Annotated in this window: 26 protein-coding genes; 12 read left to right on the top strand and 14 right to left on the bottom strand. The window is 65.5% G+C overall.

Annotation, left to right across the window (positions count from 1 at the left end; all coding sequences use genetic code 11):
- Positions 1-5: 5 nt before the first annotated feature.
- Together DM194_RS15230 and DM194_RS15225 are read right to left on the bottom strand one after the other, a co-directional pair.
- On the bottom strand, positions 6-287 hold the full coding sequence (locus DM194_RS15230; protein WP_111068407.1) for a hypothetical protein: 282 nt from the start codon (positions 285-287) through the stop codon (positions 6-8).
- Positions 288-697: 410 nt separating this feature from the next.
- Positions 698-3,088 carry a hypothetical protein gene (locus DM194_RS15225; protein WP_111068406.1) on the bottom strand — a complete coding sequence of 797 codons (2,391 nt, stop codon included), beginning with the start codon at positions 3,086-3,088 and terminating at the stop codon, positions 698-700.
- A gap of 1,354 nt (positions 3,089-4,442) precedes the next feature.
- Here DM194_RS15225 and DM194_RS15220 point away from each other — a divergent pair.
- From DM194_RS15220 to DM194_RS15210, 3 genes are all read left to right on the top strand, one after another.
- Entirely contained in the window at positions 4,443-4,943 is a 501-nt protein-coding gene (locus DM194_RS15220; protein WP_111068405.1) for a hypothetical protein, read from the top strand.
- 264 nt (positions 4,944-5,207) lie between these two features.
- A complete protein-coding gene (locus tag DM194_RS15215) occupies positions 5,208-5,447 on the top strand; it encodes a hypothetical protein (RefSeq protein WP_111068404.1) in 240 nt (79 codons plus the stop codon).
- A gap of 252 nt (positions 5,448-5,699) precedes the next feature.
- Positions 5,700-6,713, top strand: a complete 1,014-nt coding sequence (locus tag DM194_RS15210) for an MYG1 family protein (RefSeq protein ID WP_111068403.1) — start codon at positions 5,700-5,702, stop codon at positions 6,711-6,713.
- Here the strand turns inward: DM194_RS15210 and DM194_RS15205 are convergent.
- From DM194_RS15205 to DM194_RS15190, 5 genes are all read right to left on the bottom strand, one after another.
- Positions 6,700-7,608, bottom strand: coding sequence for a metallophosphoesterase (locus DM194_RS15205; RefSeq protein ID WP_111068402.1), 909 nt, complete (start codon positions 7,606-7,608; stop codon positions 6,700-6,702). The genes DM194_RS15210 and DM194_RS15205 overlap by 14 nt on opposite strands.
- Before the next feature lie 41 nt (positions 7,609-7,649).
- Entirely contained in the window at positions 7,650-7,862 is a 213-nt protein-coding gene (locus DM194_RS15200; protein ID WP_246024340.1) for a hypothetical protein, read from the bottom strand.
- Positions 7,863-8,009: 147 nt separating this feature from the next.
- Positions 8,010-9,011, bottom strand: a complete 1,002-nt coding sequence (locus tag DM194_RS28185) for a phospholipase D family protein (protein WP_162630080.1) — start codon at positions 9,009-9,011, stop codon at positions 8,010-8,012.
- Positions 9,012-9,133: 122 nt separating this feature from the next.
- On the bottom strand, positions 9,134-13,207 hold the full coding sequence (locus DM194_RS15195) for an AAA domain-containing protein (RefSeq protein ID WP_162630079.1): 4,074 nt from the start codon (positions 13,205-13,207) through the stop codon (positions 9,134-9,136).
- A gap of 157 nt (positions 13,208-13,364) precedes the next feature.
- Complete coding sequence (locus tag DM194_RS15190) at positions 13,365-13,640, bottom strand: hypothetical protein (RefSeq protein WP_111068400.1); 276 nt, start codon at positions 13,638-13,640, stop codon at positions 13,365-13,367.
- A gap of 554 nt (positions 13,641-14,194) precedes the next feature.
- On the opposite strand from DM194_RS15190, the gene DM194_RS15185 reads away from it, so the two are divergent.
- The 3 genes from DM194_RS15185 to DM194_RS15175 all read left to right on the top strand — a co-directional run bounded on the left by DM194_RS15185 (position 14,195) and on the right by DM194_RS15175 (position 16,533).
- Positions 14,195-15,484, top strand: a complete 1,290-nt coding sequence (locus tag DM194_RS15185; RefSeq protein WP_111068399.1) for an RNA-guided endonuclease InsQ/TnpB family protein — start codon at positions 14,195-14,197, stop codon at positions 15,482-15,484.
- 159 nt (positions 15,485-15,643) lie between these two features.
- Positions 15,644-15,919, top strand: coding sequence for a hypothetical protein (locus DM194_RS15180; RefSeq protein ID WP_246024339.1), 276 nt, complete (start codon positions 15,644-15,646; stop codon positions 15,917-15,919).
- 110 nt (positions 15,920-16,029) lie between these two features.
- Positions 16,030-16,533 (top strand): hypothetical protein, encoded by a 504-nt coding sequence (locus tag DM194_RS15175; protein WP_111068397.1) that lies wholly within the window; start codon positions 16,030-16,032, stop codon positions 16,531-16,533.
- Here DM194_RS15175 and DM194_RS28180 read toward each other — a convergent pair.
- The 6 genes from DM194_RS28180 to DM194_RS15145 all read right to left on the bottom strand — a co-directional run bounded on the left by DM194_RS28180 (position 16,511) and on the right by DM194_RS15145 (position 20,778).
- The gene (locus DM194_RS28180; RefSeq protein WP_162630078.1) at positions 16,511-16,873 is read right to left on the bottom strand and encodes a hypothetical protein; all 363 of its coding nucleotides are present in this window, start codon (positions 16,871-16,873) and stop codon (positions 16,511-16,513) included. The genes DM194_RS15175 and DM194_RS28180 overlap by 23 nt on opposite strands.
- A gap of 340 nt (positions 16,874-17,213) precedes the next feature.
- A complete protein-coding gene (locus DM194_RS15165) occupies positions 17,214-17,669 on the bottom strand; it encodes a hypothetical protein (protein ID WP_111068395.1) in 456 nt (151 codons plus the stop codon).
- 68 nt (positions 17,670-17,737) lie between these two features.
- The gene (locus DM194_RS15160; RefSeq protein WP_162630077.1) at positions 17,738-18,238 is read right to left on the bottom strand and encodes a hypothetical protein; all 501 of its coding nucleotides are present in this window, start codon (positions 18,236-18,238) and stop codon (positions 17,738-17,740) included.
- 252 nt (positions 18,239-18,490) lie between these two features.
- A complete protein-coding gene (locus DM194_RS15155; RefSeq protein ID WP_111068393.1) occupies positions 18,491-18,799 on the bottom strand; it encodes a helix-turn-helix domain-containing protein in 309 nt (102 codons plus the stop codon).
- Positions 18,800-18,999: 200 nt separating this feature from the next.
- Positions 19,000-19,320 (bottom strand): helix-turn-helix domain-containing protein, encoded by a 321-nt coding sequence (locus DM194_RS15150; protein WP_246024338.1) that lies wholly within the window; start codon positions 19,318-19,320, stop codon positions 19,000-19,002.
- A 147-nt stretch (positions 19,321-19,467) separates the two neighbouring features.
- A complete protein-coding gene (locus DM194_RS15145) occupies positions 19,468-20,778 on the bottom strand; it encodes a tetratricopeptide repeat protein (RefSeq protein WP_111068392.1) in 1,311 nt (436 codons plus the stop codon).
- A 435-nt stretch (positions 20,779-21,213) separates the two neighbouring features.
- Here DM194_RS15145 and DM194_RS15140 point away from each other — a divergent pair, with 435 nt between their 5' ends.
- From DM194_RS15140 to DM194_RS15130, 3 genes are read left to right on the top strand one after another with little or no spacing between them, the layout of a single operon-like run.
- On the top strand, positions 21,214-21,777 hold the full coding sequence (locus tag DM194_RS15140) for a helix-turn-helix domain-containing protein (protein WP_111068391.1): 564 nt from the start codon (positions 21,214-21,216) through the stop codon (positions 21,775-21,777).
- Positions 21,774-22,124 (top strand): VOC family protein, encoded by a 351-nt coding sequence (locus tag DM194_RS15135; protein WP_111068390.1) that lies wholly within the window; start codon positions 21,774-21,776, stop codon positions 22,122-22,124. Before DM194_RS15140 ends, DM194_RS15135 begins: the two co-directional genes overlap by 4 nt.
- An 11-nt stretch (positions 22,125-22,135) precedes the next feature.
- On the top strand, positions 22,136-22,357 hold the full coding sequence (locus DM194_RS15130) for a hypothetical protein (protein ID WP_176581431.1): 222 nt from the start codon (positions 22,136-22,138) through the stop codon (positions 22,355-22,357).
- On the opposite strand, the gene DM194_RS15125 is transcribed toward DM194_RS15130, so the two are convergent.
- A complete protein-coding gene (locus DM194_RS15125; protein WP_111068389.1) occupies positions 22,327-23,025 on the bottom strand; it encodes an RNA-guided endonuclease InsQ/TnpB family protein in 699 nt (232 codons plus the stop codon). The genes DM194_RS15130 and DM194_RS15125 overlap by 31 nt on opposite strands.
- Before the next feature lie 131 nt (positions 23,026-23,156).
- Between DM194_RS15125 and DM194_RS28175 the strand changes: the two genes are divergently transcribed.
- The 3 genes from DM194_RS28175 to DM194_RS28165 all read left to right on the top strand — a co-directional run bounded on the left by DM194_RS28175 (position 23,157) and on the right by DM194_RS28165 (position 26,350).
- Positions 23,157-24,653, top strand: coding sequence for a hypothetical protein (locus tag DM194_RS28175; protein ID WP_162630076.1), 1,497 nt, complete (start codon positions 23,157-23,159; stop codon positions 24,651-24,653).
- Positions 24,654-24,658: 5 nt separating this feature from the next.
- On the top strand, positions 24,659-25,345 hold the full coding sequence (locus tag DM194_RS28170; protein ID WP_162630075.1) for a DCL family protein: 687 nt from the start codon (positions 24,659-24,661) through the stop codon (positions 25,343-25,345).
- Positions 25,346-26,023: 678 nt separating this feature from the next.
- The gene (locus tag DM194_RS28165) at positions 26,024-26,350 is read left to right on the top strand and encodes a hypothetical protein (protein ID WP_162630074.1); all 327 of its coding nucleotides are present in this window, start codon (positions 26,024-26,026) and stop codon (positions 26,348-26,350) included.
- The last annotated feature ends 166 nt before the right edge of the window (positions 26,351-26,516 follow it).

Genomic DNA, 26,516 nt, shown 5'->3' with positions numbered 1-26,516 from the left:
CTCCCTCAAGCCAGGCCCTGCGGGCCTCCGCCGAAGGCGGCTGGGGGCTTGACCGAGCCCGCCCCGCAGGAGCCGTTGCTCACCATGGATTGCAAGCGGAAGTGACGCTGGATGAAAACCGGGGGCCCTTTCCTCGTGTCGCCAGGGGGCCCATTCCTGAAGTCGTTTGACACCTCGATCGCGGCACCCAGTTCACTGAAGATGACATGGAGCCTTTGGGCGGCCCGCTCCAGACCGGGATCCTTCTCGGGAGGATTCTGGTTTCGTCGGTTCAGGTCCTCGATCATCTCACGGTCCCCTGTTGCTCAGAGATGCGGCCAAAAGGCAAGATCGGCGGCGATGGAGCATCACTGCGACCGCTCACCGTCGCATGAGCCGCGAGCCATTCCTCGATGTCGATGGTTCGCGTGCAGCGGTCCTGGGCCTGGCGGCCCCGCGAGGGGCGTGCGCCAGTCCGGGCGCTGGCCGACCCGGCGCTACGGGCGGACACCGCGACTTCTTGTTGTCCGAATCGTGGCCTGGGCGCCCCGTCGATGCGCATTTCGGTCTCGCCAGCTTGTCCTGATGTATCTCTATGCTACGCACCGGTCCCCAAAGGAATCAAGGCATTAGCAAAATTTTTACGAGGTTCGGAGGGCAGGGTCTTGGTCGCGAGCGGGGGCTGCCGCATGACCCTGGAGCTCGTATTCCGGCTGGCTCAGGCGACCTCGTCCGTGGCGACGGCCTGACTGGCACCAAGCCGGAGGCCGAATGCCTCCAACGTCCTTGTCAGCTGGCGCGCCACGACGAAGGCCAGGTTACCGCGAAGGCGAGCCGTGCTGTCGGCGCCAAGGCCGATGTCCCGCAGCACATCGGCCGCCGCCGAGACGGCAGCCTCGAACTCGACGCGCTCGATGCCTTCCGGACGGCGCAGGCTGTCCACCAGTTCATCGACGCCGACCAGCAGGCGGAAGCGCAGGTTCTCGGCGATGCGGCCATCGACCTCGAGCTCGGCAGCGAGCGCGGGCAGGTAGAAGCTGGCCACCGAGCGATCGGGGTCATTGGTGGCCCGGCCCCGGGGCAGCGACGCCAGCGCCTCATGCAGCTGGACGAGCGTTTCGCCGGGTGCGAGATGCGCCGCCGTCAGGCTGACCTTGGTTTCGGCCGGGGGTTCAGTCGTGATGGTTTCCTCCGCCGGGGTGGCTGCCGTGGACTTTCTGGCCACGGGAGCGGCGAAGGGCCGCCGGATGGACGGGCGCGGGCGAGGGGAACCGGCAGCCGGGACGGGTTCTTCGGTGGGCGCCTCAATGACGGCTGGGGCGGTCGGGTTGGGCACCAGGGGCTCGGACGCCCGAGACAACATCTCCTCCCGCAGCGCTGTCCGCATGGCCTTCTCCGCCAGGACAGCCTCCTGTGCCTGCCGCAGGGCCTCCCCCAGCAAGGTCGATGCGCGCCGCAGCACATCTTCCCGATCGTCACCGTGACCCTCGCAGGCCATCGCGTCGGCCGCGTCCTGCCAGAGTGCGCTGACGTCCCCCTCGTATCGGCTGCCGTCTTCCAGGACCATCTGAGCCAAACCCCGGTGCGGCAGGTAGCCGTTGCGGAGGACCACTTTGAGGAGGCGAGACGGCGCATCGGCGAGGTCTCGCGCATACGCGCCTGCGAGCCGCGCGAGCGCACGGTCCATCTCGCCGGAATCCTCGGAAACCATTCTGGCCAGGGCGCGCTCGATGTCGGCCGCGTCGACGCGCTCGAACCCCATCGGCCTCGACGACGGAGCCGGGACGATAAGGTCCGCGTCGACCAGCACCCCCGTGCCAATGGCAGGCATTGGGAGATCGGGCGGTAGCGGCTGGTCGACGTGCCACAGGGAGGCTTGCTCGGTACGCAGGCGTGCCGAGGAGAACGAACGTACGTGCTTCCACCACATGGCCGCTGTCATGACCCGGCCGTCGGTGGCCCAGGCGTGCACGTGCTTGGTCGAGCCGTCTCGCAGGAGCCACCGGCGCAGACGCGCAGCCTCGGCGAGCTCGACGTCGGCCCTGCTCAGATTCCAGGTCTTCCCTTCGGCTGCCACGCGGGCGACGGCACCGACGAAGGCGGAGAAGGAGGCGCGAACCCCCGTCGAGAGGTCGGCCTGGATGGCGAGCGGGGTGCTGACGCCTTGGCGGGCGGCATGCGCGTGGACGAGCCATTGGCCCCTCAGCTGCTCAGGAGTGACGGATGCGCCGACCCTGGCCAGGTAGTCCACCGCGCGATGAACCCACAAGCCGGGCAGGACCATGCGCTTGCCGTCGGCCGGGCCGTCGAACACGGCCATCCCGCGTAGCACGTCCTTCCCGGCATAGCGTGCCCGGTGTGCGAGCGGATCGAACCCGTCCGCCAACAGACTTGCGATGGTGTGCTCGGCCGGACCGGCCGCGACCCTCAGCCAGCCGTCGTCGAGCTCGATGGCAACGCTGCGATCCGTGCGGAGATTCTCGCGCACCCACGGTATGGCATCGGCGAGGACCGTCTCAATGTCGGCCTTGGGAGGCAGGCCGAGCATGTCGCGCAGCGTCTCTCTCGGCCACGACCGCAGAGCGTTCTCGTCACGCCGGACGGCCACGCCCTTCGTCGCGATGAGCAGCCTCAGCGCCGGGGCCGAAGGCGCTGACCGGACGACGTCCACGGGCATGAGCACGTAGATCCCCTGGTCGCGCCACGCCGTCAGCGCGCGGTGCAGCCGGACGATGCCGTCGTCCAGTCCATAGATGAACGCCACCCGCTTCGGCAGGCGCTTCGCCGAGAGTTCGGCCCCGTCGGCCAACGCCTGGCCACCGGCCCGGCGCAGGGCGCCCTCGACAGCTTTCTTGGGCAGACCGGCCGACCGCGCGAGTGCACCCAGCCGGATCTCCCCGTGACCGGCCGACCAGTAGGCAGCGGCCGTCGTGTAAACGGCCCAGGCTTCCAGGTCCATGCCCGGCCGGTCGAGGCTGGAGTCCAGGTCGAGCGGGGCGACGACGCCGACACCGTTCTCCCAGTCCTCGGCCCGTCCGCGCGCCTTAGCGATGACACCGCGGTGATCGGTGTTCTTCCGGGGAGGGGCGATGCTGTGTCGACGTGCCATGGGTCGGCCCTGAGGTTCACCTCCTCAAGTGTCCTGCACGCCGGTCCTGTCCCGCAAGGTTCCCGTGGACTGGGCGCTTGGCCAACGTAGCTCGGATTGGCGGGTGCAGCCGGTCAGGGGGCTTTCCGTATCCGAGGATCACCCGTGAGCCATTTTTCTGGGTGAATTGTTATATTTCAACAGCTTGCCGGAAAAATGAACCCCAGACTAAAAAAATTAGTCGGCAGTGCCTGCCTCCCGCGCCGACAAGGTAAACCGCCCTGATGCCGTCGGCTCGCCGGGGTACATCCGGCCGGGGTGAGGGACGGTGTAGCCGACCACCGTGAACGGGAAGCCGGTGACGGTGAGCGGGTTCGGCTGCGGTTCTGGTGAGCCGCCGGATCGACGGCAGGCTCGGCTGCCAGGCACGCAGCCTGGGCTGAACCGCATCCGAAGTCCGATCTCTAATTTCTTTTATATCTAGGGCTTGAATGTCGGATAAGCCATTGGAATTAATGAAAACTGCTGAAAAAACGCTTCGCCGCCTGCCCTAAGCAGGAGCAAGCCCCGCTACCTACGGCAGACCGGCGGATGAGGAGCAACCTCCTGTCGGGATGCGTGCCGGTCGGTGAGGTGCGAGGCCCATCAGGCGCGCCGAGGGCCGGTGAAGACCCGCAGCCATGGAGGGCCTACCAAATATCTTTGAATCTGGACCTCATTTGTCGGCTAAGCCTCTGGCCTGTAAGGAAACCTACTCAAAAATCCGCTCCGAGGACCGCCCGGCGGTTACCTGCCCATGACCGGCTCGGCTGAGGGATGGATGGTTCGGCGGGTTCGAACCGCACCCCACCTGACTGGCAGCCGCCACCATGCTTTCTGTTCCCCGCCGTGCGGGATGGTCAGCTGACCGGCACCAGCAGCCCCGACTTCGTATTATATCCCTTATTCTGGTGTTCATTTTTCCGGCAAGCTATTGATATAGAAGAAAACTGCCGAAAAAGGTGCCATTGAGGACGATGCCTCATCAGGTCAGGCGCTGCATCCGGCCATTAGGATGACGCGGCCGTCCCTGGCGGTGCTTCCGGCCCGCATTGGGGATGCTTGCCAAGCTGAGGCTGTGCCCGTCATGAACAGCCCGCACCTGAAGCAGTTCTTCCGGCGGCGTCTCGGAGGCAGGCTGGGCCGCCAGGCGGGGGCGCAGTCCCTTGGCCGGTTGGAGGGTGCGCCTGGTGCTCATACCCGCTGACTCTCCTGATGCGATCAATCGCCTGGGTGATGATCGCTTCAAGTGTGCGCGCCCGTGAATTTCCAATGGAGTGAGGGCCGGTCCCGGGGCACGATGTGGCATCGGCATCTGGGGCCAGGGGAGGTAGCTATGGGCAAAGTCATCGAGTTCGCGAGCAGGCTCAGGCCGGTTGCGGCCGCAGCGCCACCCTCGAAGACGTCCCCCTATGTCGATGTAGTGGGTCTGCTCAGGCGGCTGGAGGAAGGTGAACTCCAGTGCGTCGCAACCCGGTCATGGCCCGGGCGCGGGCACGAGGTCGACCTTGAGCTCTGGGGCACCACCCAGCTGACCTTCACCTCGAACGCCTTGCGGATGACGCCCGCGAAGATCGGAGCGGTCCTGCAAGGCACGGCAGTGCAGCTGCGCCAGCAGGCCGAGGAGGGCGGCGTGCTCCGGGAGAGCCTGCTGCGCCAGCGATGGCTCGAGGCTTCCCAGGAACTGATGGCTCGGATGAAGCCCTACTGCGGCACTGCTGCCCTCGGGGCGGCCCTCCGGGATGCTTCCGAGGCGCTACTCGCGCTCCAGGCGGCACCGAGGATCTGGGCGGCGGCTTGGGACACGGCCGAGGGGCGGCAGAGGGTGGGGTGGTGACGTTGCAGCTTTCCCAGCTGCTTCTATCGATGTCGTACGGCCCTTCGCTGCGGTAGTTTCACCGGCGGCGGGGTGGGGCCTTCCGCGGCCCCGATACGAAGAGGCGATGTCGAGTCAGCCGATGGCGGTTAGCTTGGAGATTGAAGATGGGAGCTTGAGTCCTTGCGGCATTCAGGGCTGCCCAATGAAGGTGGACCACGTTCGGCACCGCCTTGGCCGTTCCGCTGCGGTCGCGATCGCGGTGGCATCCAATCCGGTGCCGCGGTGAAGGCACTCCCCAAGACTCACGTCGACCTCCTGCGCCAGCTTCGTCCGCTGATGATCGCGGCGGCCGAGCGCCGGGCTGCCCGCGTTGCCGTCGAGCGCGGAGACGATCTCTGGGCGCTGACCACCACGGAGCAGATCGCCTGCGGGGCGAGGGAGGACTTCGATGCCGAGATCGAGCGGTTCCTGGGTGATGCCTGGAAGAAGACGAGGCTCAAAGCGCAGCGGGTCCCGGTATGAACCGGGAAGATGCTATCATTCAGTCCAGGAACAGGCAGGGACACTGCGGCGGATTACCAGACTGGGTCGGGCAATGTCATTGGCAAGTACGAGACGGCTGTCAACTCAGGGGGCTGGCGATGGAGGATGCCAGCAAGAACACCCGGTCGTCAGCGGTGCGGGCTTCGGTGGTTTCCGCAGCATCGACTACATCGGGCTCGAAGCACACAAATTCGCTGGGCCATCCTGGGAACTCGGATAGTAGAAGAAAACATGACCAATGGACTTCGGCTCGCCACCCACGGCGGTTCTTTTCACTGCGACGAGGTGCTGGGCTACGCCATCCTGCGCCGGGCCCTGCCGCCCGAAGCGCTGGCCACCTCCAGGCTGATGCGCACCCGCGACCAGAGCGTTATCGAGGCCGCCGACATAGTCTGGGATGTCGGTGGAGTCTTCGACCCGGCGCGGCGGCGCTTCGACCACCATCAGCGCGGTGCCTCAATGCGTCCCGACGGGTCGCCCTACTCCTCGGCGGGCCTGCTGTGGGCCGCCTTTGGCCGCGACGCGGTGCGAGCCATCCTGGCCGGACGTGGCGACGAGAACGTCGTCGGGAAGATCTGGACGGAGATGGACGAACAGGTAATTCGTCTCGTCGACCTGGCTGACAACGGCAAGCGCCCTCTCCCTGACTTCGGCGACGAGGGCCTCGACCGGGCGGCCCGAATCGCCGACGGGATGGCTCTGCCGTCCCTGGTCGAGGTCCTGAACCTGCCCTGGGATGCCGACGTGATCGACCGGGCTCTGGCCGAGGACGAGCGCTTCGCCCGGGCCGCCGAGATCGCGGGAGCCTTCCTCGACGGCCGCGTCGAGCAGATCCGCGCCCGCATCGCCGCCCGCGACATCGTGCTGGAGACGCATGCCCGCTCGGCCGACCCGCGCGTGCTGGAGCTCGACCGCGGCATGCCCTGGCAGGGACCGGCGCATGACGCAGACCTGCCGGTGCTGTTCGCCGTCTACCCGGATAAGGGCGGCGACGCTTGGATGGTCGGCTGCATGCCGCCAGAGCCGGGTAGCTTTGCCCAGAAGCTGCCGCTGCCCGCGGCCTGGGCAGGCCTGCGCGACGCCGAACTTGCCCGCGCATCTGGCGTACCGGACGCCGTGTTCTGTCACCTGAAGCGCTTCGTCGGCGCCGCTCGCTCGCGCGATGGCGCGCTGGCGATGGCCCGGCTCGCCCTGGCTGCGGTCAATGAATCGTCTGCGTCGGAGCCGGTCCTCAAAGTTCGATGACCTTGGGCATGAAGCCCTCGGCTTCCGGCTCGATGCACACATAGCCGCGCTGCGCCGATACGATGCGAGTGTCGCCGAACATGGTATCGAAGCTGTAGTGGGTGTGGCCGAAGACCCAGGCCACCGGGCGCCACGCGGTGATTTCCTTGGTCATGTCGCTCACGAAGGCCGGGGTGAGCCGACCCCCGATGTGTTGCGGTCCGCTGGCCTCCAGGACTGGCGCGTGGTGGGTGACGATCAGGATTTCGGCGTCGTTACCTTCTTCGCCACGGATGCGCTCAACCTCGGTCGCGAGCCAGGAGCGGCTTTGCAGGTTCATCTCTCTGGCCATCGCTGGCGTCAACAGGCGCCCCCGGAGGAACAAGCGGCGATGGTCGTTCAAGCCGTCGGCCACGCGCCTCATCGCCTGCGAGATTTCCCCTGTCGAATCTCCGTTGGCTTCGTAATCCGTCCATAGGGTGCACCCGAGGACATGCAGGCGGCGACCGTCGAAGCCGAAAGCGGCTGTTTCGTTCTCCAGGAAGGTCACCCAGCCATTGGTCGCTCGCGCGGCGGCCCGCATCTCCGGGATCAGGAGGTCAAAATCACGGCCATCGTACCCTTCGTGATTACCGGCCACGCAGATGACCTTCGCGCCAAGAAACAGGGATACCCTCTTGGCGTACTCGATGCTCCTTGCACCGATGTCAATATCCCCGGCCAGGACAACAAGATCGATGCCTTCTCCAAGAAGGCTGTCGAGCAAAGGACCAACCTCCGGATGTCCGGGAATGCTGGTTCGGCTTTCATGCAACTCCATCCACGCCGCCGTCGGCCTTGCAGGACCCGGCGGTGCCTCGAACTCGTTGTGGAGGTCGGACATCAAGGCCAGCCGGATCTTTCTGGCTTCGGTCATGGCGCTGCTCCGGCCTCCACTGATAGCACACCGGCAAAGTATCAGGCTCTGGCCTCGAACTCGGCGATTTCCTCTTCCTCAGGCTTGCTGACTACGATCTGATCGCGCTCGTCATTCTCGAGGCCGAGTAGTCGAAACCCTTCGGCGCAGGCTCGCCCCGCGTGGCGGGTGGCCAAAATGGCTTGGCACCGGACGGACTGCTCGCCGAAATCAGTAGCAGGCCACTCGGCCCGGTCGAGATTGCTAATGCCCATGACGCACTGGCAACCTGCTGGGGCGTTGGCATCGCCGAGGCTGCTGCAATGGTCTTGGCGACCTTCCATAGACTGGCCGCCTTGCTAATCGGAGAGCCAGCCGCCTCGGTATGAGAAGAAGCGCCATAGGGTTGGCCAAAATCGACCCTATATCCTCTTGCAATATTCTTCATGTAATGCGCGCCACAAATTTTTCATTTCTGTAATTCTTGGACAAAACCAGCTTCCATCGTATTCATCAGTTCGGAAGGTCTTAAACGCATCACGCTCTAATACATCCCTCAGGGTTTCTTTGAAAATCCTATCGTTTAGATCGAATGGCCCTGTTCGTTCGGTGGTGTCTCTGATAACGACATCCCGAAGGTGGCTTTCCCACGGAGCCCTGTGTGCGTTACGAACAACCCTATTGCTGAAAAACCACCATTCAAGCGGGTGCTTACGGCTTGGTAGGCCGTCTCGATTTCTTCTCCACGCAAGCATACAGGAATTAATTATAATGCTCTCATCTTCTTTACCTTCGATATCAATTGCCCCATCCATAATGCTCTGATAATCAGGTCCGACTTGCTCAATAATATTATTCTCTTGCAATTCGGGGTTATAATCTGACCACCACGTTAGCAAAGGGAGAGAATCATTCTCTGGATCGAAAAATCGAAACGATTCGATTGTCGGCTTCGTGCGTTGGCGATCCTTCCATTTTGATTTAGCCTTTTTTATGTCGTCCTCACCGATCTCACGAGATTCCTCCCAGAGGGTTTCGAACCATGTATCAATACTTCTATCCACATCAACGGCAACCCCGGCTTCAGTCCAGTAGCTCTGCTCAGCGCCTTCAAGACCAAGCCCATTTGTTGATGCGTTAGCCGATGTTATGATAGCTTGCTTATTTCCTATATATACCTTGGCATGCAGCCTGTCTGCTTGCCGAATACGGACCCCAGCCCGCTGTAATTTTTCAATTACATTTGGATTTGTGCCGCCAGCCAGGAGATTGCAGACAATTTGGATTTGGCTGCATAACTGCATGGGCGCGAAGAGCTTGTCCGCGCCTTGCCCCCAGAACGCGACGGCGCACCGTACGGGGCGTTCTTCCATTATACCTGATATTGCTTTAGAAAGTGCGTCGCCGGTCAAAATATCAGCCATTGGTAACTCCAGTTTAGGCAGCAATATGCTTGTACGGCCGAAGCATTCATCATGCGTAAATCAAGGCTTGTAACGCGCGACTTGCCTTTCGTCGGATTGGACGAGGCATCTATGTTGCCGCTCTACGCCGCCCTCGGCATCCGCGCGGCCTCCAGCCTCTCCACGGCCTTGTCGACGAACCGCCCCGCATCGCGCCCGGTGTAGCGGAAGGACGCCTCGAGCCGCTGGAAGACGCTGGCCTCGTCGCGGACGGCGCTCAGCCAATTGAAGGACCCCTCGACGATCTCCGCCTCGTCCACGCACAGCGTCTTCGCGTGCACCCGCTTCACGGGAGCCACCTCGGCCCCGGCGGCGGCCAGCATGTCGGCCGCGCGCAGGTAGGTCGCCTTGAGGCGGCGGCTCTTGTCCGGGCCGTCCTCCTTGTTCTGCTCCGGGTCGACGTAGACGGTGACCTGGACGCCGCGCGCGACCGCCTGCCGGATCAGGGCCGGGACGTCGCACCGGCCGTCCTCGATGGCCCGCTCGGTAAGGTAGGGCGACGAGATCGCCACCCGGCGCCTTGCCCGGCCGAAGGCGTCGGCCAGCAGGCGGAGGTGGCCGTCCAAGGTGTCCACCCGCTCCACGCGATCAGGGTCCGGCGCCAGGGCGACGAAGTCCGGGACGGGGACGACCTCCAGGCGCTGGGCCGCCTCGCGGAACACCCCGCCGCCGCCCCACAGGCCGAGGTCGCCCACCACGTACAGCGAGGACTTCGCCCGCGTCGCGGCCACGTTCAGGATGTTCGGCGTCTTGCCCGCCCACGCCACCGCGCCCGGGCGGGCGGCGCTCCCGCCGAGCAGCAGGATCACCGTTTCCGACTCCTTGCCCTGGAAGGTGTGCACGGTGCCGACATGCCTCTTCGCCCACGCCTTCACCGCCTCGGTGTCGATGGACGGGTCGAGCCGACGGAACGCCTCGGCACGCGACAGGACCATAGCGCGCATTGCGTTGGCAACCGTGCGGAACGGCGTGATGACGAACGCCTCGGGCATGCCGCCGTCGCGCAGGTAGCGCCCGCGCAGGGACTTGCCCTTCGCGTCGACGAGCTTCCCGGCGAGCGCCCGCTGCTCGACCATGCGCTCCAGCATGCGCATCGCGTACTCGCCCTGGCCGGGCACCCAGTTGCCGTCCGGCGGGCTGGGCAGGCGCAGGTCGAACCAGGCGCTCGGATGGCCGCCGGGGCCGAAGTCGGGGATGTCGCCGCGCCACCCGCCGGTGTCCAGCGACGGCTTGCCCAGCACCATGGTGCCCGCGTAGGAGATCGCATTGCTGATCTCGAACATCGGGTCGTGGCAGCGCCGGTGGACCCGCAGCGGGCAGCCGACCCAGGTGCCGTCCGGGCCCCCGATGTAGGCGCCGAGCGGGTTGCGGCGGTCCGAGACGGTCTGCACCGAGCCGACCCGCACGTCGAAGCCGACGTTGGGCACCGCATGCTGCCGGTAGAGGAGCGCCGACACGTTGCCGGGCAGGGTGACGACGGGCTCCACCTGCTTCGGGTCACCGACCACGACGGCCCGCTTCGCCCGCCAGATGGCGCCGACGGCGGCCTGGGGCGTCGCCTGACCCGCCTCGTCGATGAGCAGCCACCCGAGCTCGCCGGGGCCGAAGTCGTCGGCGAACATGCGGCCGACCGAGGCAAAGGTGCTGGAGATGACCGGCACGGTCATGAAGAAGGTGTTCCACAGGTGCCGGGCTATGCGGGGGCGCGCGGCGGCCACGTCGCGGTCGGCGCGCAGCAGGTCGGCGAAGAGCCGCAGGTTGTCCACCACCCGGCCGCTGGCCCCGCCGAGGAAGGCGAGGTGGACCTGGACGGCCGCCGCGAAGAGCTCCTCGCGGGCGAGGTCGAGCTCCTCGCTCACCCACACCGCCGCCTGCTCGCGGTCCTGGCGCTCCATCCCGAACGCGGCGGCGAGGGACAGCGGCTCGCGGGCGAAGCGGGCCTTGGCGGCGCGCAGCCGCTCGCGCGCCACCGTCAGCGCGGCCGCCGCCTCGTTGCGCCTGCTCCCGGCCCGCGCCCGCGCGGCCTCGGCCGCCTTGCCTTCCTCGGAGAGCCGCCGGAACTCCGCCTCGGCCTCCCGGCAGGCCCGCTCGGCCGCCTCGACCTCGAGGCGCAGCGCCGCGATCCTCGCCTTCCACTCCTTGGCCGCCGAGGTGCCGAACAGGCGGGCGAGGAAGCCGGGCCTGTCGGCCAGGGCGAGCGTGGAGCGCTGGAGGGCCGCCTGCCGATCCCGGTCCGCCCGCTCCCGCCGCTGCCCTGACTCCTCCGCCGCGCTACCGGCCGCCGCCGCGGACGCCCCGGCGCGCTCCAAGTCAGCTGCGGCCGCCTCGCCGTCGCGGGTGGCGCGCTCGATCCAGGCGGGGGCCTCGGCCAGGTCGCGGGTCGCCTCCACCAGGCGGGCGACCCGATCCTCCGCCGCCCGGAAGGCCGCGACCGTGCGGTCCCAGTCCATGCGGGCGCACGGTCCCTGGATGGTGTCGCGCACGTTGGCCCTAACCTCGGGCGGCGGGTTGACCGCGACCACCTGGAGGAAGCGCTCGGTCTCCACCTCGTCGGAGTCCTTGCGGATGAACTCGGACTCCTCGCGCGTCCCGACCAGCGTCACGATGATGCTCCGGTTCTCGCCGCGGTCAGCCCACAGGGCGGCGAGCTCCTCGGCGGTCTTGCCGAACGCCTTCACGGAGTGCTTCTCGCCCTCGGCCATCGCGTAGGCGAACACCCATCTGCCGCCGTTCTTCATCGGCTTGGGCTCGGACATCCAGGTGATGCGGGCGTCCCTCATGGTCTCGGTGCGCGAGGTGTCGTCGGAGGGCCAGTACCGGCCGACGAAGGCGGAGCGGTTGGTGGCGTTGCCCAGCGCCGCCGAGGCGAGGCCCCAGACCTCCTGGCCCTTGGGGGCGAGGTCCTGCGCCACCTCCTTGAAGAACGCGAGGCGGGCCAGCGCCTGCGGGTCGCTCCGATGGGAATCGGCTATCGAGGCAATGTCGGGGAGTTCCTTGGTGATGTTCTCGACGGCGGTGTTGTTGCTGGAGCAGACCAGGATGCCGTGGTCGGACAGCTTGGCGTCCAGTTCCCAGACCGGCGCGGCCCGGCGCCCGACGACGATGGGCTGCATCTTGCGGAAGGCGTCAGTGGGCTTGGCGAAGCCGCACATGGCGGCTGCGCGGTCGACGAAGACGGCGCCGATGACGTCGCGCAGCAGGGTGCTCTTGCCGGTCCCCGGCGGGCCGTTCACGCTGAACAGGCCGCCGTCGGCCATGGCGAGCGCGCCGTTCACGGCCATCTGCTGGCGCAGCACCAGCGGGTGGCCGCCGCGGCCGCGCGACGGCCACTTGCCGACTGGCAGGGCGTCGACGCCGGTGACGGCGGCGATGGTCTCATGGCGGTCGGCGTCGCGCCGGTCGGCCTCGTCGAGGTCGCGGGGCTCGAGGTACTCGGCCAGCGCGGCGGACCAGCGCCCGTCCCGCACGGCCTCGGAGACGCGGTGCAGGTCGGGGTAGACGAAGCTGTCGATGACGCCGCCGGAATCGTCGCCGTCGCGGCGCAGGCGCTGGGTCACCGAGGCGTGGGTCGCCGCCGCCTTGGCCATGGAGAGCGGCGGCGTCCTCTTGAGCGTCCCGGCGACCCACTCGCCGACCGCGCGCAGCCCGGCGTTGTCCAAGGGCGCGGTTCCCTCCGCGGCCCAGGCGGCGTCGAACGCCTCGCGGAGCTCGGCCTGCCGCTGGCTGTAGTGGCTCTGCGGCATCGGCCCGCCGTCCAGCGCCTCGAAGCGCATGGCGAAGTGGGTGACGTTCAGGCTGCCCTTGAGCGGCCTGCCGTCCGTCCCGACGGAGAAGGCGGCGAGGAAGGCGTCGCGGCCCTGGCCGTTGCCGTCAACGATCGCGTCCGGCTCGACGCCCATGGCTTCCGCGATGGCAGCGGCGGTCGAGCCCGTGTTGAACAGGCAGACCCGCGCCACGTTGGAGACCCTCTGGAGCTTCCGGGGATCCTGCTGCCCCATCGTCCAGTCGACCGGGGCCGACCTGTCGGAAACGCCGTGTGTCCGGACGTTGCGGTCCTGGCCGTCCTCCTTCTCGATCAGCGGTGGCGTGAGCGCCTCGACGTCCATCCAGTAATTCAGCGTGGCCTGGGCGGAAGCGACGTCACGGGAAGCAGCCAAAACCGATACTCACTCTCGGATTGCGGTCCGGATACCCCTATCGGATTTTCCAGAAGCCTGCAATTCTCGCGTGCACCGGTGGGAGGAGCGCCATGGTGTCGGACTGGCGCGCGGGCTTCACGCCCGCTTGGGATCCGAGGAGGTATGCCGCCGGAGGTCACGCTTTCCCGATGTCGCTGTCATCGGCCTGCCCGCCCGATCGCTCATAGTGCCGTCTCCATTCCCCTAGGCATTTCAGGATGAGCGCTGGGTACCCGTAGACCTCCGACTCCTTGGCGACGCGCTCCGCCGCCATAGCCGTCTCGGAAAACGGGTCATCGTGCAGTGCACGCAGGAGCGCCTTGATGTCGGAGGCGCCGCCCCGCTCAAGAATTGAATGGATGGCGGCGGGTGAATAGCAATCCCCGGGAATGTCCAAGTGTCGATGGCGCATGTCCGGCGGCTCCCTTCTGCCCTTAACCTAATCGATCATATGGCAAGCTGGAAGGGTACCGAAGGGCGCCATGCATGAGCAAGGCCGTGCGCCGTCCGCCAGGCGGCCAGTTGCTCTCTGCGAGTAGCCTCCCCGCGCTGGGCAAGCACCAAGCGAACAAGACAACCGGTGTGGACGGGTCGGACGCTCATCTGGCAAGGCGGCTTATGGGATACGGACATGGGTTCGGGACGAGCGTTCGACCGCGACCGACTGCTTGCGGCCTTTGATCGGATCAACGATCCTGCCAAGGGGCCGCAGGAGACGCTGGACATCCAGAACCTCATCCGGGCCGCTGGCATTGGCGACGTGGAAGAAGCGGTCGCCGTGCTGGCGAAATTCTTCCCCAAATCGGGGGCGGACGCTGCCAAGCAGCGCTTCTTGCTCCGCCACATCTGGCCCGAGGAGTCATCAGATGACGCGATGCCGTCCGCCGCAAGCTCGGTCCTTCAGGACGGAGTAAGGCGGACTGCGCAAAGCGCGTCCCTTGCAAGCGGCGCCCGCATGCTCAGGACATGCGGCTCATCCAGGCACACCGATTCCGGCTCTACCCCACCCCGGCGCAGGAAGAGTTCTTCCGGCGCACGGCGGGCTGCTGCCGGGTCGTCTGGAACCTGGCGCTGGAACAGCGCCAGACCTACGGCCGACGCGGCCGGACCATCGCCTTCAAGGCCCAGGCAGCCGAACTGAAGGATCTGCGCCGCGAGGTGGAGTGGCTGGCCGAGGCGCCCAGCCACTGCCTCCAGCAGACCCTGCGCGATCTGGACAAGGCGTTCGCCAGATTCTTCTCCGGCCGGGCGGGGTTTCCTCGGTTCAAGTCCAAGCATCGCGGCGAGGACTCCTTCCGCTTCCCCGATTACAACCAGTTCGAGGTCGGCCCGGACTTCGTCGACCTGCCCAAGGTTGGGAAGGTCAGCATGCGGGCGCACCGCCCCGTCCAAGGGCAGGTGCGCAACATCACCGTCAGCCGTGACGGTGACCACTGGTACGCCTCGATCTGCGTCTCGCTCCGCCGCCGGGTCCGGCAGGCGCCGACCGGCACCGCCGTCGGCCTGGACCTGGGCGTGGCCCAGCCCATCGTTCAGTCCGACGGGGTCACGCATGACCTGCCGCGGGTCACGCCGGAGGAGATGCGCCGCAAGGCTCGCCTCCAGAAGGGCCTGACCCGGAAGAAGAAGGGTTCCCGCAACCGGGCCAAGGCCCGGCAGGCTCTGGCCCGCTTCGAGGCGAAGCTGCGGCGGAGGCGCCAGGACGGCCTGCACAAGGCGACGGCCGTGATCGCCCGGTCGTACCGGCTGGTCGTGGTCGAGGATCTGAAGGTGAGGAACATGACGGCCTCCGCTGCGGGGACCGTCGAGGACCCCGGCAGAAACGTCAGCGCCAAGGCCGGGCTGAACAGGGCAATGCTCGATGTCGCGCCGGGAACCGTGCGGCGGATGCTCGAGTACAAGGTGAAGCGGCACGGCGGGAAGCTGGTGGCGGTCGACCCGCGTTACACCAGCCAGACCTGCTCGTGCTGCGGACGGCATCCCAAGGATTCCCCGGAAACGGCTCACCTGCCGCACGGCCGTGTATCTCGGGATCGGTTCGTGTGCCCGCTATGCAGCTTCGCGTGCGACGCGGACGTGAACGCGGCGCGCAACATCCTGGTCAGGGGCAAGCTGGCCATCAACGACAACGTCGACGACTTGATCGTCACCGCCGGTGGATCGCCGGTGGCAGCCTGCGGAGCCCTCGGCACTGGCCGGGCCATGAGGCAGGAAGCAAAGACCCGTCAGCCAAACGGCCTTCCACAAGCCGCGTAACCGACGGAAGCCCCGCCGTTTACGGCAGGGAGGATCACGCGCCCGAGTACCCTGTCCTCGGTCGCTGAGCGCATCCGCTCAGGCACCAAGGCGAGCGTCGCCATCCCGGAGTTCGTGGACGAATTCCTCGCTGCGGGGTCGCGGGAATTGCGCTTGGCCATGATCGCCGTCGATCCGCCGCCGACCGGCAGCGCCAGGATCGATGCCCTGCTCGGGGCTGTTGCCGAGTACCTTGCGAAGCAGCATCGCTTGGCGTGCGTGCCGTCCTGGGTCGGCAACATGGAACGGATCCTGGACGAACCCTGGTTCACGACGGGTGTCGATACACCGGGAATGAGGGAATACCTCGCAGTGTCGTCTCCGGCGGAGTTCAGGCACCACAACATCTTCACCGAGGAGGCGCCGCTGCGCCGGGCGGCCTCGAGGGGCATGTAGCAGCGGGAGGTGGACCAAGAGGACTGCTATCGCGTAGTCGAGCATCCGCCGCACGGTTCCAGACATCGCTCTATCCGTCGTGGATGATGAAGTCGGAAGCATGCGGCCGGATGAGCATCCAGCCTGGGCAAAGAATGGCGAAGCCAAAGATCTTCTCCGCGGCAGGTCAGCCGATCCATGATGGAAAGAGAGACCTTGCCGCTGCGGCCGGGGTGTTGCTGGAGAGGGTGATGCAGACCGAGCCGAACAGTCGAGAAGCGGGCGGGTGTGTCCGACCGGTACGCAAGCTGGACGGGCTTGCGATGTTCATGGCGACCCTGTTGGAAGCTGAAGAGGCTGGCAACTGGGGCATTGTCTTCAACATTCTCCGCGTCAGCGGCCCCAAGCTGGAAATTCTTTGTAAGGACAAAGGCGATACAGAGAGCCTTTCAGAGATCCAAAGGCTACGTTCCTGTCTAGCCGATGCCAGAGCTTTCGAGCGACTACACGGTATCGGAAGTTTGATGAAGCCGGATCATCCTATGAATATTCGCCTTTCACGATCTGAGGTAATCCTTGATGGTCCGTTCGCCAGTACCATCGAGGATTACCTCAGCCCCGACGAAAGCCACTAGAGGCGTGGAATCCTGGAACGATGCGCGCAAGTTGTTCAATGAGTTCATCAGGTTTGAAACAACGATCCAGCAGCGAGCCGTCTGGGCGCTGGACAGCCAGCATGCCTTCCTGGTCGCGGACATCCCAAACCTTCCAGCCATCTGGCATGCCCTCGACATCGACCACGTCGGACACGTCATCGCCGTCATAAACGGCGACGTTTCTGAAAGCGATTTCCAAGGCAATGCGGAGGCCCTGCGCCTCTTGCTCGCTCGCGCATGCCCTGCTCACAACTCCTTCGACCACGGCAAAGAAGTAGGGTTTCCCTTCATGCACGAAGTTTCCAATGCCGACGCTCATCACTGTCTCCGGTGAAGGGGCGGCGATGGTGCCTGCTTTCACTATGTTCAGCAAGGGGTAATGGCAGGCAACTGCTCTATTATCCAGTGTAAGCGCTTGTTCCTTTCCCGTGGGGAAGGAACCCTTGGCAAGCCCTGCACGATCGTTGTCATGCCATATCAAGCCGCCATCCCGCTCCCGTCAAGGCCGCGTCTGAGGGCCAACGGGCAGGATAGGCGGTGCTCAATCGCGGCTTGCCCCGCCCTCTTGGCGAACCCGAATCTCCTCAGCAGAGATGTATCTGCTCCCGAGGAATACGGGGGGCGTGTCGAGGCGCTTTCTTCCCGCTCGACAGGCGGCCTCAAGCAAGACCATGCGCCGTCCGCCAAGCGGCTAGCTCCTCTCTGCGAGTTGCCTCCCCGCGATAGGCAAGCGCCTTCTCGACCCAGGTCTCGGTGGGGTGGTCCCAATTGAGGAGGCTGAAAGGTCCATTCAGTTCCTCGTAGGCGACGGCTTCCGCAAGCCACTGCCGCATTTCGCCCATCTCGGCGACCTGCTCAGCGGTGCCGTCCCTTTCGACGAGTTCCCCAAACACTTCCAGCGCCCGCGACAGTGCCCGGCAGTTGCGGGTTTCATGCCTTGAGTGTCGCAACGAGCTCAACGCCCGTTCGACCGTTTGCGGGACTTCGTAGACGGGCGGAAGGGCAGCCCACTCCTCGTCCGTCATCTCTGGGTCGGGTATGGAAGAAGCGACGTGTGCCATCATGGCCTCCATTCTGCCGGAACCGGGCAGCTTCTGGCCGCCGTCCTCAAGCATGGATCACGCTGGCCCACGATCGCCAGACAGACGCTCCCCTGGGAAGCTAGAGTGCTGGGACAATTTGTTCAGAACCGGCTCGCGATTGCCGCGACGAGAGACGGAATCAGGATGACGGCGGGCGCTCCAAGCAGGACCACAAAGGTGATTGTCGCGCCAGCATGTGCCCATCGACGGCCCAGGAACGGCTTGGCCATGTCGACGTGCCAAAGGTACCAGTCGAGCATCCCGGCGCTTACGCTGAACAACGGTGCCAGCAGCTTGCCGGGCCATGGCATCGCGGCGACCGACACCTTCCGGCTGGCCGCCAGGGTCCGCAAATGATGACTGCCCGCGATCCGCGTCCCGGTCACCAGCGTTCCGCAGCCACCCGCAAGGTATAGACCGGCTACCGTCGTGGCCACCAAGTGCGTGAACGGCTCTCCCTCGTAGACCAGGAGATACGCCTGCCACGCTCCGGCGGTGAGCATGAACAGGGCGAACAGGACTCCGGAGGCGACCAGCCAGCGCCCGGCCAGGCTTTTGAACCAACGCAAGAGGCCGCCATGCTCCCCGGCGATGAACGCCATCGATCGGGACTTCCATCCCGCGAGCCAAGCTGCCGAGACGGACAAGGAGGCGATGGCCGCGGCCGTCTGGGATCCTTCCCCCTGCTGAGCGAGGAGGCGTGCCATGCCAAAAATCACAGGGAGCATGAGGAAGGCAAACAGGAAGCCCCAGCGGGAATTCAAGTCTTGGAAGCGCGGTGACCGCATCTGAATTGTCCCCTCAATAACGCCCGATGGTCGCGGGAGCCGGAATTGTCTTCCCTTCCGCCGAGTTCAAGGACCGATAGGGCCGTTTTTCTTTCTCCCGTAAGCAGCCAGAACATCGAGCACGTCCGGGATGTCATCGGCACTCGCCACGGTTTGTGGCTCGTTCTCGTCCAGAACGAAAAGCTGGATGTCCAAAGCGTTCAGCGCCCTGAGGATACGCCCGATCTCGGCGGTTGTTTTCCCGCCCTCCGCCTCGATTACCCACTTTCGGCTGGCCCCCAACTTCTTCGCGAGGTCGGCTTGCGACAGCCCGCGGGCCTCACGGCGGCTCCGGATCAGCTGACCGATTTCGATGGGTGACCTGATCAGCTGCATGTTCGCCCTGCTTTGTAACCCATGAGTTACGTTAAGGTTTGTCACCTATGGGTTACATGTCGATATGACGCCTATAGGTGACATGAGAACATGTACCTTATAGGTGCCTTTTCGGCAAGCGCCCTATCGGTTACATTTCCATCGGAGGAGGCATGTCCGGCGACAGAGAGAAACCGGTGTTCCGCCAGGATCGCGCACGCTCATTTCCGCCTCCGGGACGCTCGCATGATCTCGATTTCCTGAGCCTCGGCGTCGGCAGCCGGTTCCATGACATCGGCAAGCGCCTCATGTCGCCCGCACAGCCAGATGGCCGTCGCGTACACCCCCATGCCGACCGTCGGATCGCCGCCCTCCATTCTCTGAAGCGTCGGGACCGACACATCGAGGCGGACCGCCCAGGCCCGCAGGCTTTCCCCACGGCGCTCACGGGCAATCCGCAGCCGCTCCCCCAGCGACTTGAGGGCCAGGGCAGCGTTGGTCGGCAAGGTCTTAGTCGCGGTTGCAGGCTTGCTCATGAACATATAGGTGCACAAATCGGCTAATTTGTGCACCTATATGTTCACATAAGAGCATTGACGGGTCCGCGCGTGGGCGTGCCTGAACGACACGGCGCCCCCTCGTCATCAATGGCGAGGAAGGTCGCGCGCACCTGCTTCATCGAACCAAGGCTACATCCGCCACTCCTGGGGAACCGGCCGCCGACGGTCCGGCGCAAAGGCGGCTCCCCAGTTCGCGGCGAACCGGCGCTTGGCTTCGATGATCGCGCTGATGGCGACCGCGCGGAACGGCTCGAGCGCGGCGAGTGCTCCTGGCGTGCGCAGCCAAGCCGCCCTGGCCTCCGCGACGTAGCTGGCCGCGGCCCTCGGACCCGTACTGTCGTTGCCGAGGACATCGGCCTCCTCGCCCCCGTCGAGCAGCAGCGGGAGGGCGAAGGGGCACGCCTCGATCGCCTCGGCGATGGCGACCGTGCCCGGCTTGCGCTCGGCGAGTGCCGCCCAGGCGAGCGTCCAGGCCGTCCAGCAATCCACCTCGGCATCATGGCGCTGGCAGCTACGCTTCTGCGCGTCGGCATCCCTGGCGGCGCCCGGCGCGTTCCCGCGCTGCATGCGCACCATCATGCGGCAGCTGAGGGCGTCCTGGGACATCCTCGGCGGCAGCACCTTCAGGAGATGCCCGAACACGGCCTCGGCCTCCTTCAGCGCCGCGCCCCGCTCCAACGCCCCGGAATCCGCAGCCCGGACCAGGGCCCGGCCCAGGTTCATGTGGGCGCGGATGTAGGGCCGCGCCCCGATGAACTCCCAGAAGAGCTTCGGATCGTCCGAGGGGTGCCCGGCGCACCACGTGCGATGGGCCTCGGCGTAGACGACCTTGGCGCGCCCGGAAGAACGCCGATGGCTCGCGACCGCGTTGATGGGGTCATCGACGACCAGGCCCAGAACCTCGTGCGCGTCGATACACTCGGGGTCGATGGCCAGGGCGAGGCGAGCCAGCCTCCACGCTTCGGCTGGATCGCGTCCAAGAGCCTCGTGGGCGAGGTCGGCGAACGCGCATGCGGGGCCTTCAGGACCCAGACTCTCGAACCCCTCCATGATCGCGTCGGCGGCAAGCTCGCGCCGCTCGGCCGCCTCGAGCACGGAGCGCGGCGGGGCGGCCGCCGAGGGCTTCACCGCCATGACGATGGCCATGACCGCGTCGTCGCCCAGCGACTGGAGAATCGGAAGCGCCTCGACCAGGGCATCGAATTGCCGCCTGCGGCGCTGCGCGAGGTCGTCGGGCGCCAGTTCCTCATCGGGTGGCACGAGCGCGAAGCCGCCCGCCTTGGACAGGTCATGCCAGTTGCCGTATCCCATCATGCGGGCGGCGGCCTCCTGGCAGTCAGACAGCGCAGCTTGCTCTCCGATCTCCTCCAGGGCGCGCTGGAGCTTCTTCGCCACGCGCTTGGCGCGGGCGACATGGGGGGCTTCGATGGGCTTGGGCATGATGCAGATCTCCGGATTGGGGAACGCTGCGTCGCCTGGTGAACCGAACTGCCCGCTCGCCCGGTTCGGTGGCGCGACGCACCCCGACCGGAAACTCGACCTATGATCTTGATACCCGGACCCGAAGGTTTCGCCAGCGCGGGCGGCGCGGCCCCGGAATGGCCGCTGGCGTGAACGGTATTCGTAGTGCGACCGCATCGTCAAGGGGTGCTGAAACGAACCGAAAGGCTTCGGTCCCACGCCGCCTTTGACCGCTTTCCCTCAAAGGAATATAATCTAGAGGGAATATTGTGCTTGAGGTCCAAAACTGGAAGGATGTCAGAGTTCCTGAAGAGGTTGGCTGCGGCACCCGACGCCAGGTCAGCGGAGGAGCAATCGAATGGCTGACTTCGGCGCTTGACGGAGTGGAAAACGGATATCGGAGGTAGGTGGAAAATGCTTGCTCAGCAAACCCGGCGGACAGAAGCCGTAGCAGCTGTAACGACCCCGTCCGACGTCCTCGGTTTCGTGGAGTTGGTGCGTGGCACCTACCATGATGTCACGGTGGACTTAGACGCCCCCGGCACCGAGACCGGCGAATGGTGGATAGATGTATCCGCCGACGGCTTCCGAACGACGCTGCTCTGGACCATGGACCATGGTTTCGGCGTATTCACCTCGGAACCGGGGTACGGCGACCGTCCTGATGAGTGTTACCGAAACCACGAACGACTATTCCGGCGCTTCAGCCAGCTGGTGGAATCCCACACCCGCGACACGGGGATACATCCCCTTCACCTTAGGGATGTCCGGGCTCTGGTCGGCACGCAACAGGCCGTAGTGGCTGATCGCATGCGCGTCAACCAAGCAGCGGTTTCGAAGTTGGAGTCGCGTCGCGACATGAAGCTGAGCACCGTCACATCCTACGTCGAGGCATTGGGGGGCAGGGTCGAGCTTCGCGCCGTCTTCGACGATTTCGCCGTCAACATGGCCCTTCCCGAAGAGGCGGAGAGCGCATGATCAGCATCAACCTCGTCGTTCTCCGGGCCAGCGAACCGGATAGGCTCGCTCGGTTCTATGGATCCCTGGGCATGCGCTTTCACAAGGAGCGGCACGGTAGTGGGCCGGAGCATCATGCCTGCGATGTCGGTGGATCGGTCTTCGAGATCTACCCGCTCCAGCAGGGTGCCGGTGGAACCCGCGACACCCGTCTTGGGTTCGTTGTGGAATCGCTCAGCGATGCCGTTCAGGCGGCCGTGTCGGCGGATGGGATTCTGCTGAGTCCCCCGAAGATGACCTCATGGGGCAGGAGGGCTGTGGTCCAGGATCCTGAAGGGCATAAGGTCGAACTCACCGAGGCGGCTTGAGAGAAGACGAAATGGATACGATGGCACTAACCCGTGACTTCAAGGAAACGATCAAGGCGCGTGCCGATCGTGATCCGGAGTTCCGCAAGGCACTGGTGGAGGAGGCATGTGAGTGCCTTCTTAACAATGACTTCGAGACGGCCAAGACCATCGTCCGCGACTACGTGATCCTCCCCGCCGAGAACGGCGGGGCTTCCGTCGGTTACGCGGCTTTTGGAAGGCCGCTTGGCTGACGTTTCTTTGGTTCCTGCTGCATGGCCCGGCCAGTGCCGAGGGCTCCGCAGGCTTCCACCGGCGATCCACCGGCGGTGACGACCAGGTCGTCGACGTTGTCGTTGATGGCCAGCTTGCCCCTGGCCAGGATGTTGCGTGCGGCATTCAGGTCGGCGTCGCTCGCGAAGCTGCACAGCGGGCACACGAACCGTTCCCGCGAGACACGGCCGTGCGGCAGGTGAGCCGTCTCCGGGGCATCCTTGGGATGCCGTCCGCAGCACGAGCAGGTCTGGCTGGTGGAACGCGGGTCGACCGCCACCAGCTTCCCGCCGTGCCGCTTCACCTTGTACTCGAGCATCCGCCGCACGGTTCCCGGCGCGACATCGAGCATCGCTCTGTTCAGCCCGGCCTTGGCCTTCACGTTCACGCCGGGCTCCTCGACGGTCCCCGCAGCGGAGGCCGTCATGTTCCTCACCTTCAGATCCTCGACCACGACCAGCCGGTACGACCGGGCGATCACGGCCGTCGCCTTGTGCAGGCCGTCCTGGCGGCGGCGGCGCAGCCTCGCCTCGAAGCGGGCCAGCGCCTGCCGGGCCTTGGCCCGGTTGCGGGAGCCCTTCTTCTTCCCGGCCAGGATGGCCGCTTGGCCTTGCGGACGTCCCTTCCACTGCCTGGCGGCGGCCAGCAAGGAACCTGCCCCTTAAACCTGTTCAACTATAGCCAAATAACCTGTTCAATTTTATGCCGATAATCTGTCCATCCAACAGGTATGCTCGTCCATGTTCGGGCAGCATCTCCGATGTCGCCGACGGTGGCGGCATGACGGAGGACGAGATGACGGAAGGCATCGACGAAGAAGACGCCTTGAGGACCGGGCGGCCCGTTACCGACCATGATCCAGCAGGGAAAGCGCGAAGCGACCGTTCCGATCCGGAGCGCATGGCAAGGAAGCTGGCTTCGAAGGCGGAAAGGGCGAGGGCTGCGCTTAGGAGCGCCCCGACACCGATAGCGCCGAAGGCCGCGATGCAGCTGGCCAGAAACCTGAAGCCGTTGATCGGGGCGTTGAAGAAAGCGCGGCCGCGCCATCTCAAGCCGCTCCAGGACCTCACCAGAAGGGCCGGGGTGAGCGCGGACGGGGATGAGAAGCGGCTGAGCCGGTTCCGCCCGCCGAAGGACGGCAATGAGGCGGCGATGAGGCGGCTGGCCCGGGATCCGAAGCAGTATCTGGCACTGGCCGAGACGGCCGCCGAGATGGCTGACCTCGACGTTGACCGAGCTGTCCTGGATCTGGTCGTGAACACGCCTTGGAGCCCGTCCCAAACGGGAGTGCCGTCGTTCGACGAGAACACGACCGGTGGCTACCATCGCCTCCTGGAGCAGTTGCGGGGGGTCGTCGCTGCCATCTCGGCGCGGGCAAAGCTCGACTGGTACCTGGACGAGACCCGGCGGCGGGAAGCATACCGGAGCGGCGGTGGGCCGGAGGACGATGGCTGGTGCCTCGGGCATCCGTCCGCCGACCAGCTGGACAACGCTCCCTCGGTGCCGCTGCTGTTCAACGAGATCGGCCGCATGGCCTGTGAGGCCAGGGACGAGAGCGGAGGCTGGCGCGAGGTGGATCTGGTGATGCTGGAGCGCGTCCATTTCGGCATCGCCAAACTGAAGGGTGACCAGGTGCCGACCGGCTACTTCATGCTCGCGCCCTGGTACGGCGTCGTCGAGCGCGGCCGGTCGCTCGACGACGCCAGATGCCTGCTCCGTTACGGCATCCCGTCAGTGCGGGACGACGAGATCATGGACGACTTTCAGACCAGTGAGGGCGGACCATGGGTTCGCGTGACCGTTCGCGTCCCGGCGGGGAAGTCGCTGCCGACAGGCCCCTACGGCCGCTTTCCCGAGGACGACCCCTTCGGCTTCGAGGACGCCGGGTTCGTCGAGAGGCTGTCCCTGAGTGGCATCGAGCGCGCGTTGGGCGGCTCGGTCTTCCATGTCATTGGGACATGGGGCGATCGGGCCGACCGCCCGGAGCCGGGTTTCACCGAAGCCCCGCCGGGCACGGCCGCCGCGCATGTCGAAGCGGGCCTGGTGTTCGGGTACGCGCATCCACCGGAGAAGGCGTTCACAGTCCGAGGTGCGCTCGAGGACAGCGCCGTCCACCACCTCGCCACCTTCAAGGCGTTCATGGCGCGCCAGATGGAGTTGGCCGACGGCCGCGCTCAGCAGGCAATCCAGGATTTCCGCGATGGGCCGGATCGGATGAGGACCGGCTGCTTCGACGACGTCGACATTCCCCTGCAAACCGAAACCGTGGAGGAGTAACGAATATGCCCGCCATCGACATCGGCCCGCTCGCATTCCGCTCGAATGCGGCAGCGAAGGATTACTACCGCGCCATCCTGCATGCGTATCCGGTGGGCGCCGTTATCCCGGAACCGCACGCCAGCCAGCTGCTCTGGCTGCTCGACCGACATCCCGAAGCCGCGGATAAGCGTGGGGCTGGCGTTGCCCGGTTCCGTGTCGACAAGCCACCTAAGGGGAAGCACCCCTGTTTCTGGATCGATCGCGTGGACGGGTCGGCCACCGACTTCTCGTTCAGGTGGGCCATCGACGGCAAGGGGCCGAGCAGGCTTATGGAGATGCGGCAGGCGATGAGGGAGGCGATCAACGGGGACGCCATGGCGTTCAGGAGGCGCTTCTTCGAGGAGCACGCCGACACCGATGGCCGGGTGCCGTGCGCGCTCACCGGCGTGCCGGTGTCGCCTTCCGAATGCCATGTCGACCATGCGCCGCCGCACACCTTCGTGGCGCTGGCGACGGCCTTCCTGGCCGAGCGCAGGATCTCCCCGGACGGCAGCCACGTGACGGCACCGGCGGACAACCAGTTCGTGCCGAGGCTGGTGGACGCCGCACTGGCAGCGGATTGGCAGGCGTACCACCGCGCCAGGGCGAAGCTGCGCGTTGTCGAGAAGGACGCCCACCTGCGCCAGGGGCGGGCCGGGAGGGAACGGTAACCGGCGGCTACGCGGTTTCCAGGCGCGCGGCGGGTATGAACGGCGGCATGAAGTGCAACCGGTTCGGCCGGGGAAATGCTCGCGTGTCGGCGCCCCGCAGGCTGGGCTCCGGCTCGGCCGGTGGAGCGGTGTCTCCGCCGTGGCAGGCGCGAAGCCAGGCCGCGTGCGAGACGGTCGTCCGCCCGGATGCGCCCGGCAGGCTGCTGGTGCAGGTCGGCAGGCTGCCGCTCTCAGGCCGGGCCGGGGTAATGGATTTTCAGATGATTACATATCTATCAATGGCTTATAGGAAAAATGAGCCCCAGAATAAAAGACTATTCGGCAGTGCCTGCCTCCCGCGCCGACGTGGGGCTCCAGCTTCCGCCAATCCGGAGGGCGATCGGCAGGGAATGGGATGGAGCATCGGCCGGGAACAGGAGTGAGCCACTGGCTCAGCTTGGCAGTGAACATCGCAGACTGGGATGGGCATAGGTGAAGCATGCGTGAAATGCTTCCAAGCGCGGTTGTCTCTCGTCCCGGTGGACGAGCTTCCGGGTCTGCGCCGGTGGTACACCCACCGTCGAAGTATCAGATGCAGATGGGGAGGTGCGGGTTGCGGGCTGGTGATAGGTTCGTGAACAACCATCGACTATGATAAAATTGGCGCCGTCGAAAATCGGGTACAGGGCCGCACCTTCCATGATCGAATGGATCAAGCAACATACCGGCGTGAGGAGTCTCGTTGGTTTTGTGCTGTTTACGGGAATCACCGTGGCCGCCGAGGAGACGATCAAGGCCGCGGCCATGGCGACCTTCGACTTTGTCTGCCCGGCCTTCATTTGCAAGCCTGCGCCGCCGTCCAATAATCCAGACGGCTCCGCTCGACCTTCTAAAGAAAGCCTCTTCCCACCGCCTACGCCACCGAAAGTCACTCGCCAACCGGAAGAAGACAAGCGGACAAAGGATGCTATTGATGGAATTAATCAAAAGGAAACAAAGAAGATTGACCGAATTTCGGTATTTTGATTGCGTTGATAGATAAAATCCATTTTCCTGAGCGCTGGTACACAATAATTTAAAATGGAAGCGAGGCTGATGTCTGAGTGAACCGCGCCTCGGCTTCGCCACGCCCGCGGCGCGCGGCGGGTAGGCCCACGAGCTACGAACCGGGAATGACAAGCACGCGGGGCGC

It is taken from the genome of Azospirillum ramasamyi, assembly GCF_003233655.1.
Taxonomy (GTDB): domain Bacteria; phylum Pseudomonadota; class Alphaproteobacteria; order Azospirillales; family Azospirillaceae; genus Azospirillum; species Azospirillum ramasamyi.
Note: the sequence above shows the minus strand (reverse complement) of the source record. Positions and strands in the feature narration are given on the sequence as shown.

Coding starts and splice junctions, on each gene's coding strand:
- DM194_RS15230 (WP_111068407.1), bottom strand. CDS start 287: ATGATCGAGGACCTGAACCGACGAAACCAGAATCCTCCCGAGAAGGAT.
- DM194_RS15225 (WP_111068406.1), bottom strand. CDS start 3,088: ATGGCACGTCGACACAGCATCGCCCCTCCCCGGAAGAACACCGATCAC.
- DM194_RS15220 (WP_111068405.1), top strand. CDS start 4,443: ATGGGCAAAGTCATCGAGTTCGCGAGCAGGCTCAGGCCGGTTGCGGCC.
- DM194_RS15210 (WP_111068403.1), top strand. CDS start 5,700: ATGACCAATGGACTTCGGCTCGCCACCCACGGCGGTTCTTTTCACTGC.
- DM194_RS15205 (WP_111068402.1), bottom strand. CDS start 7,608: ATGACCGAAGCCAGAAAGATCCGGCTGGCCTTGATGTCCGACCTCCAC.
- DM194_RS15200 (WP_246024340.1), bottom strand. CDS start 7,862: ATGGGCATTAGCAATCTCGACCGGGCCGAGTGGCCTGCTACTGATTTC.
- DM194_RS28185 (WP_162630080.1), bottom strand. CDS start 9,011: ATGGCTGATATTTTGACCGGCGACGCACTTTCTAAAGCAATATCAGGT.
- DM194_RS15190 (WP_111068400.1), bottom strand. CDS start 13,640: ATGCGCCATCGACACTTGGACATTCCCGGGGATTGCTATTCACCCGCC.
- DM194_RS15185 (WP_111068399.1), top strand. CDS start 14,195: ATGCGGCTCATCCAGGCACACCGATTCCGGCTCTACCCCACCCCGGCG.
- DM194_RS15180 (WP_246024339.1), top strand. CDS start 15,644: ATGATCGCCGTCGATCCGCCGCCGACCGGCAGCGCCAGGATCGATGCC.
- DM194_RS15175 (WP_111068397.1), top strand. CDS start 16,030: ATGAGCATCCAGCCTGGGCAAAGAATGGCGAAGCCAAAGATCTTCTCC.
- DM194_RS28180 (WP_162630078.1), bottom strand. CDS start 16,873: ATGAGCGTCGGCATTGGAAACTTCGTGCATGAAGGGAAACCCTACTTC.
- DM194_RS15165 (WP_111068395.1), bottom strand. CDS start 17,669: ATGCTTGAGGACGGCGGCCAGAAGCTGCCCGGTTCCGGCAGAATGGAG.
- DM194_RS15160 (WP_162630077.1), bottom strand. CDS start 18,238: ATGGCGTTCATCGCCGGGGAGCATGGCGGCCTCTTGCGTTGGTTCAAA.
- DM194_RS15155 (WP_111068393.1), bottom strand. CDS start 18,799: ATGCAGCTGATCAGGTCACCCATCGAAATCGGTCAGCTGATCCGGAGC.
- DM194_RS15150 (WP_246024338.1), bottom strand. CDS start 19,320: ATGTTCATGAGCAAGCCTGCAACCGCGACTAAGACCTTGCCGACCAAC.
- DM194_RS15145 (WP_111068392.1), bottom strand. CDS start 20,778: ATGCCCAAGCCCATCGAAGCCCCCCATGTCGCCCGCGCCAAGCGCGTG.
- DM194_RS15140 (WP_111068391.1), top strand. CDS start 21,214: ATGCTTGCTCAGCAAACCCGGCGGACAGAAGCCGTAGCAGCTGTAACG.
- DM194_RS15135 (WP_111068390.1), top strand. CDS start 21,774: ATGATCAGCATCAACCTCGTCGTTCTCCGGGCCAGCGAACCGGATAGG.
- DM194_RS15130 (WP_176581431.1), top strand. CDS start 22,136: ATGGATACGATGGCACTAACCCGTGACTTCAAGGAAACGATCAAGGCG.
- DM194_RS28175 (WP_162630076.1), top strand. CDS start 23,157: ATGACGGAGGACGAGATGACGGAAGGCATCGACGAAGAAGACGCCTTG.
- DM194_RS28170 (WP_162630075.1), top strand. CDS start 24,659: ATGCCCGCCATCGACATCGGCCCGCTCGCATTCCGCTCGAATGCGGCA.
- DM194_RS28165 (WP_162630074.1), top strand. CDS start 26,024: ATGATCGAATGGATCAAGCAACATACCGGCGTGAGGAGTCTCGTTGGT.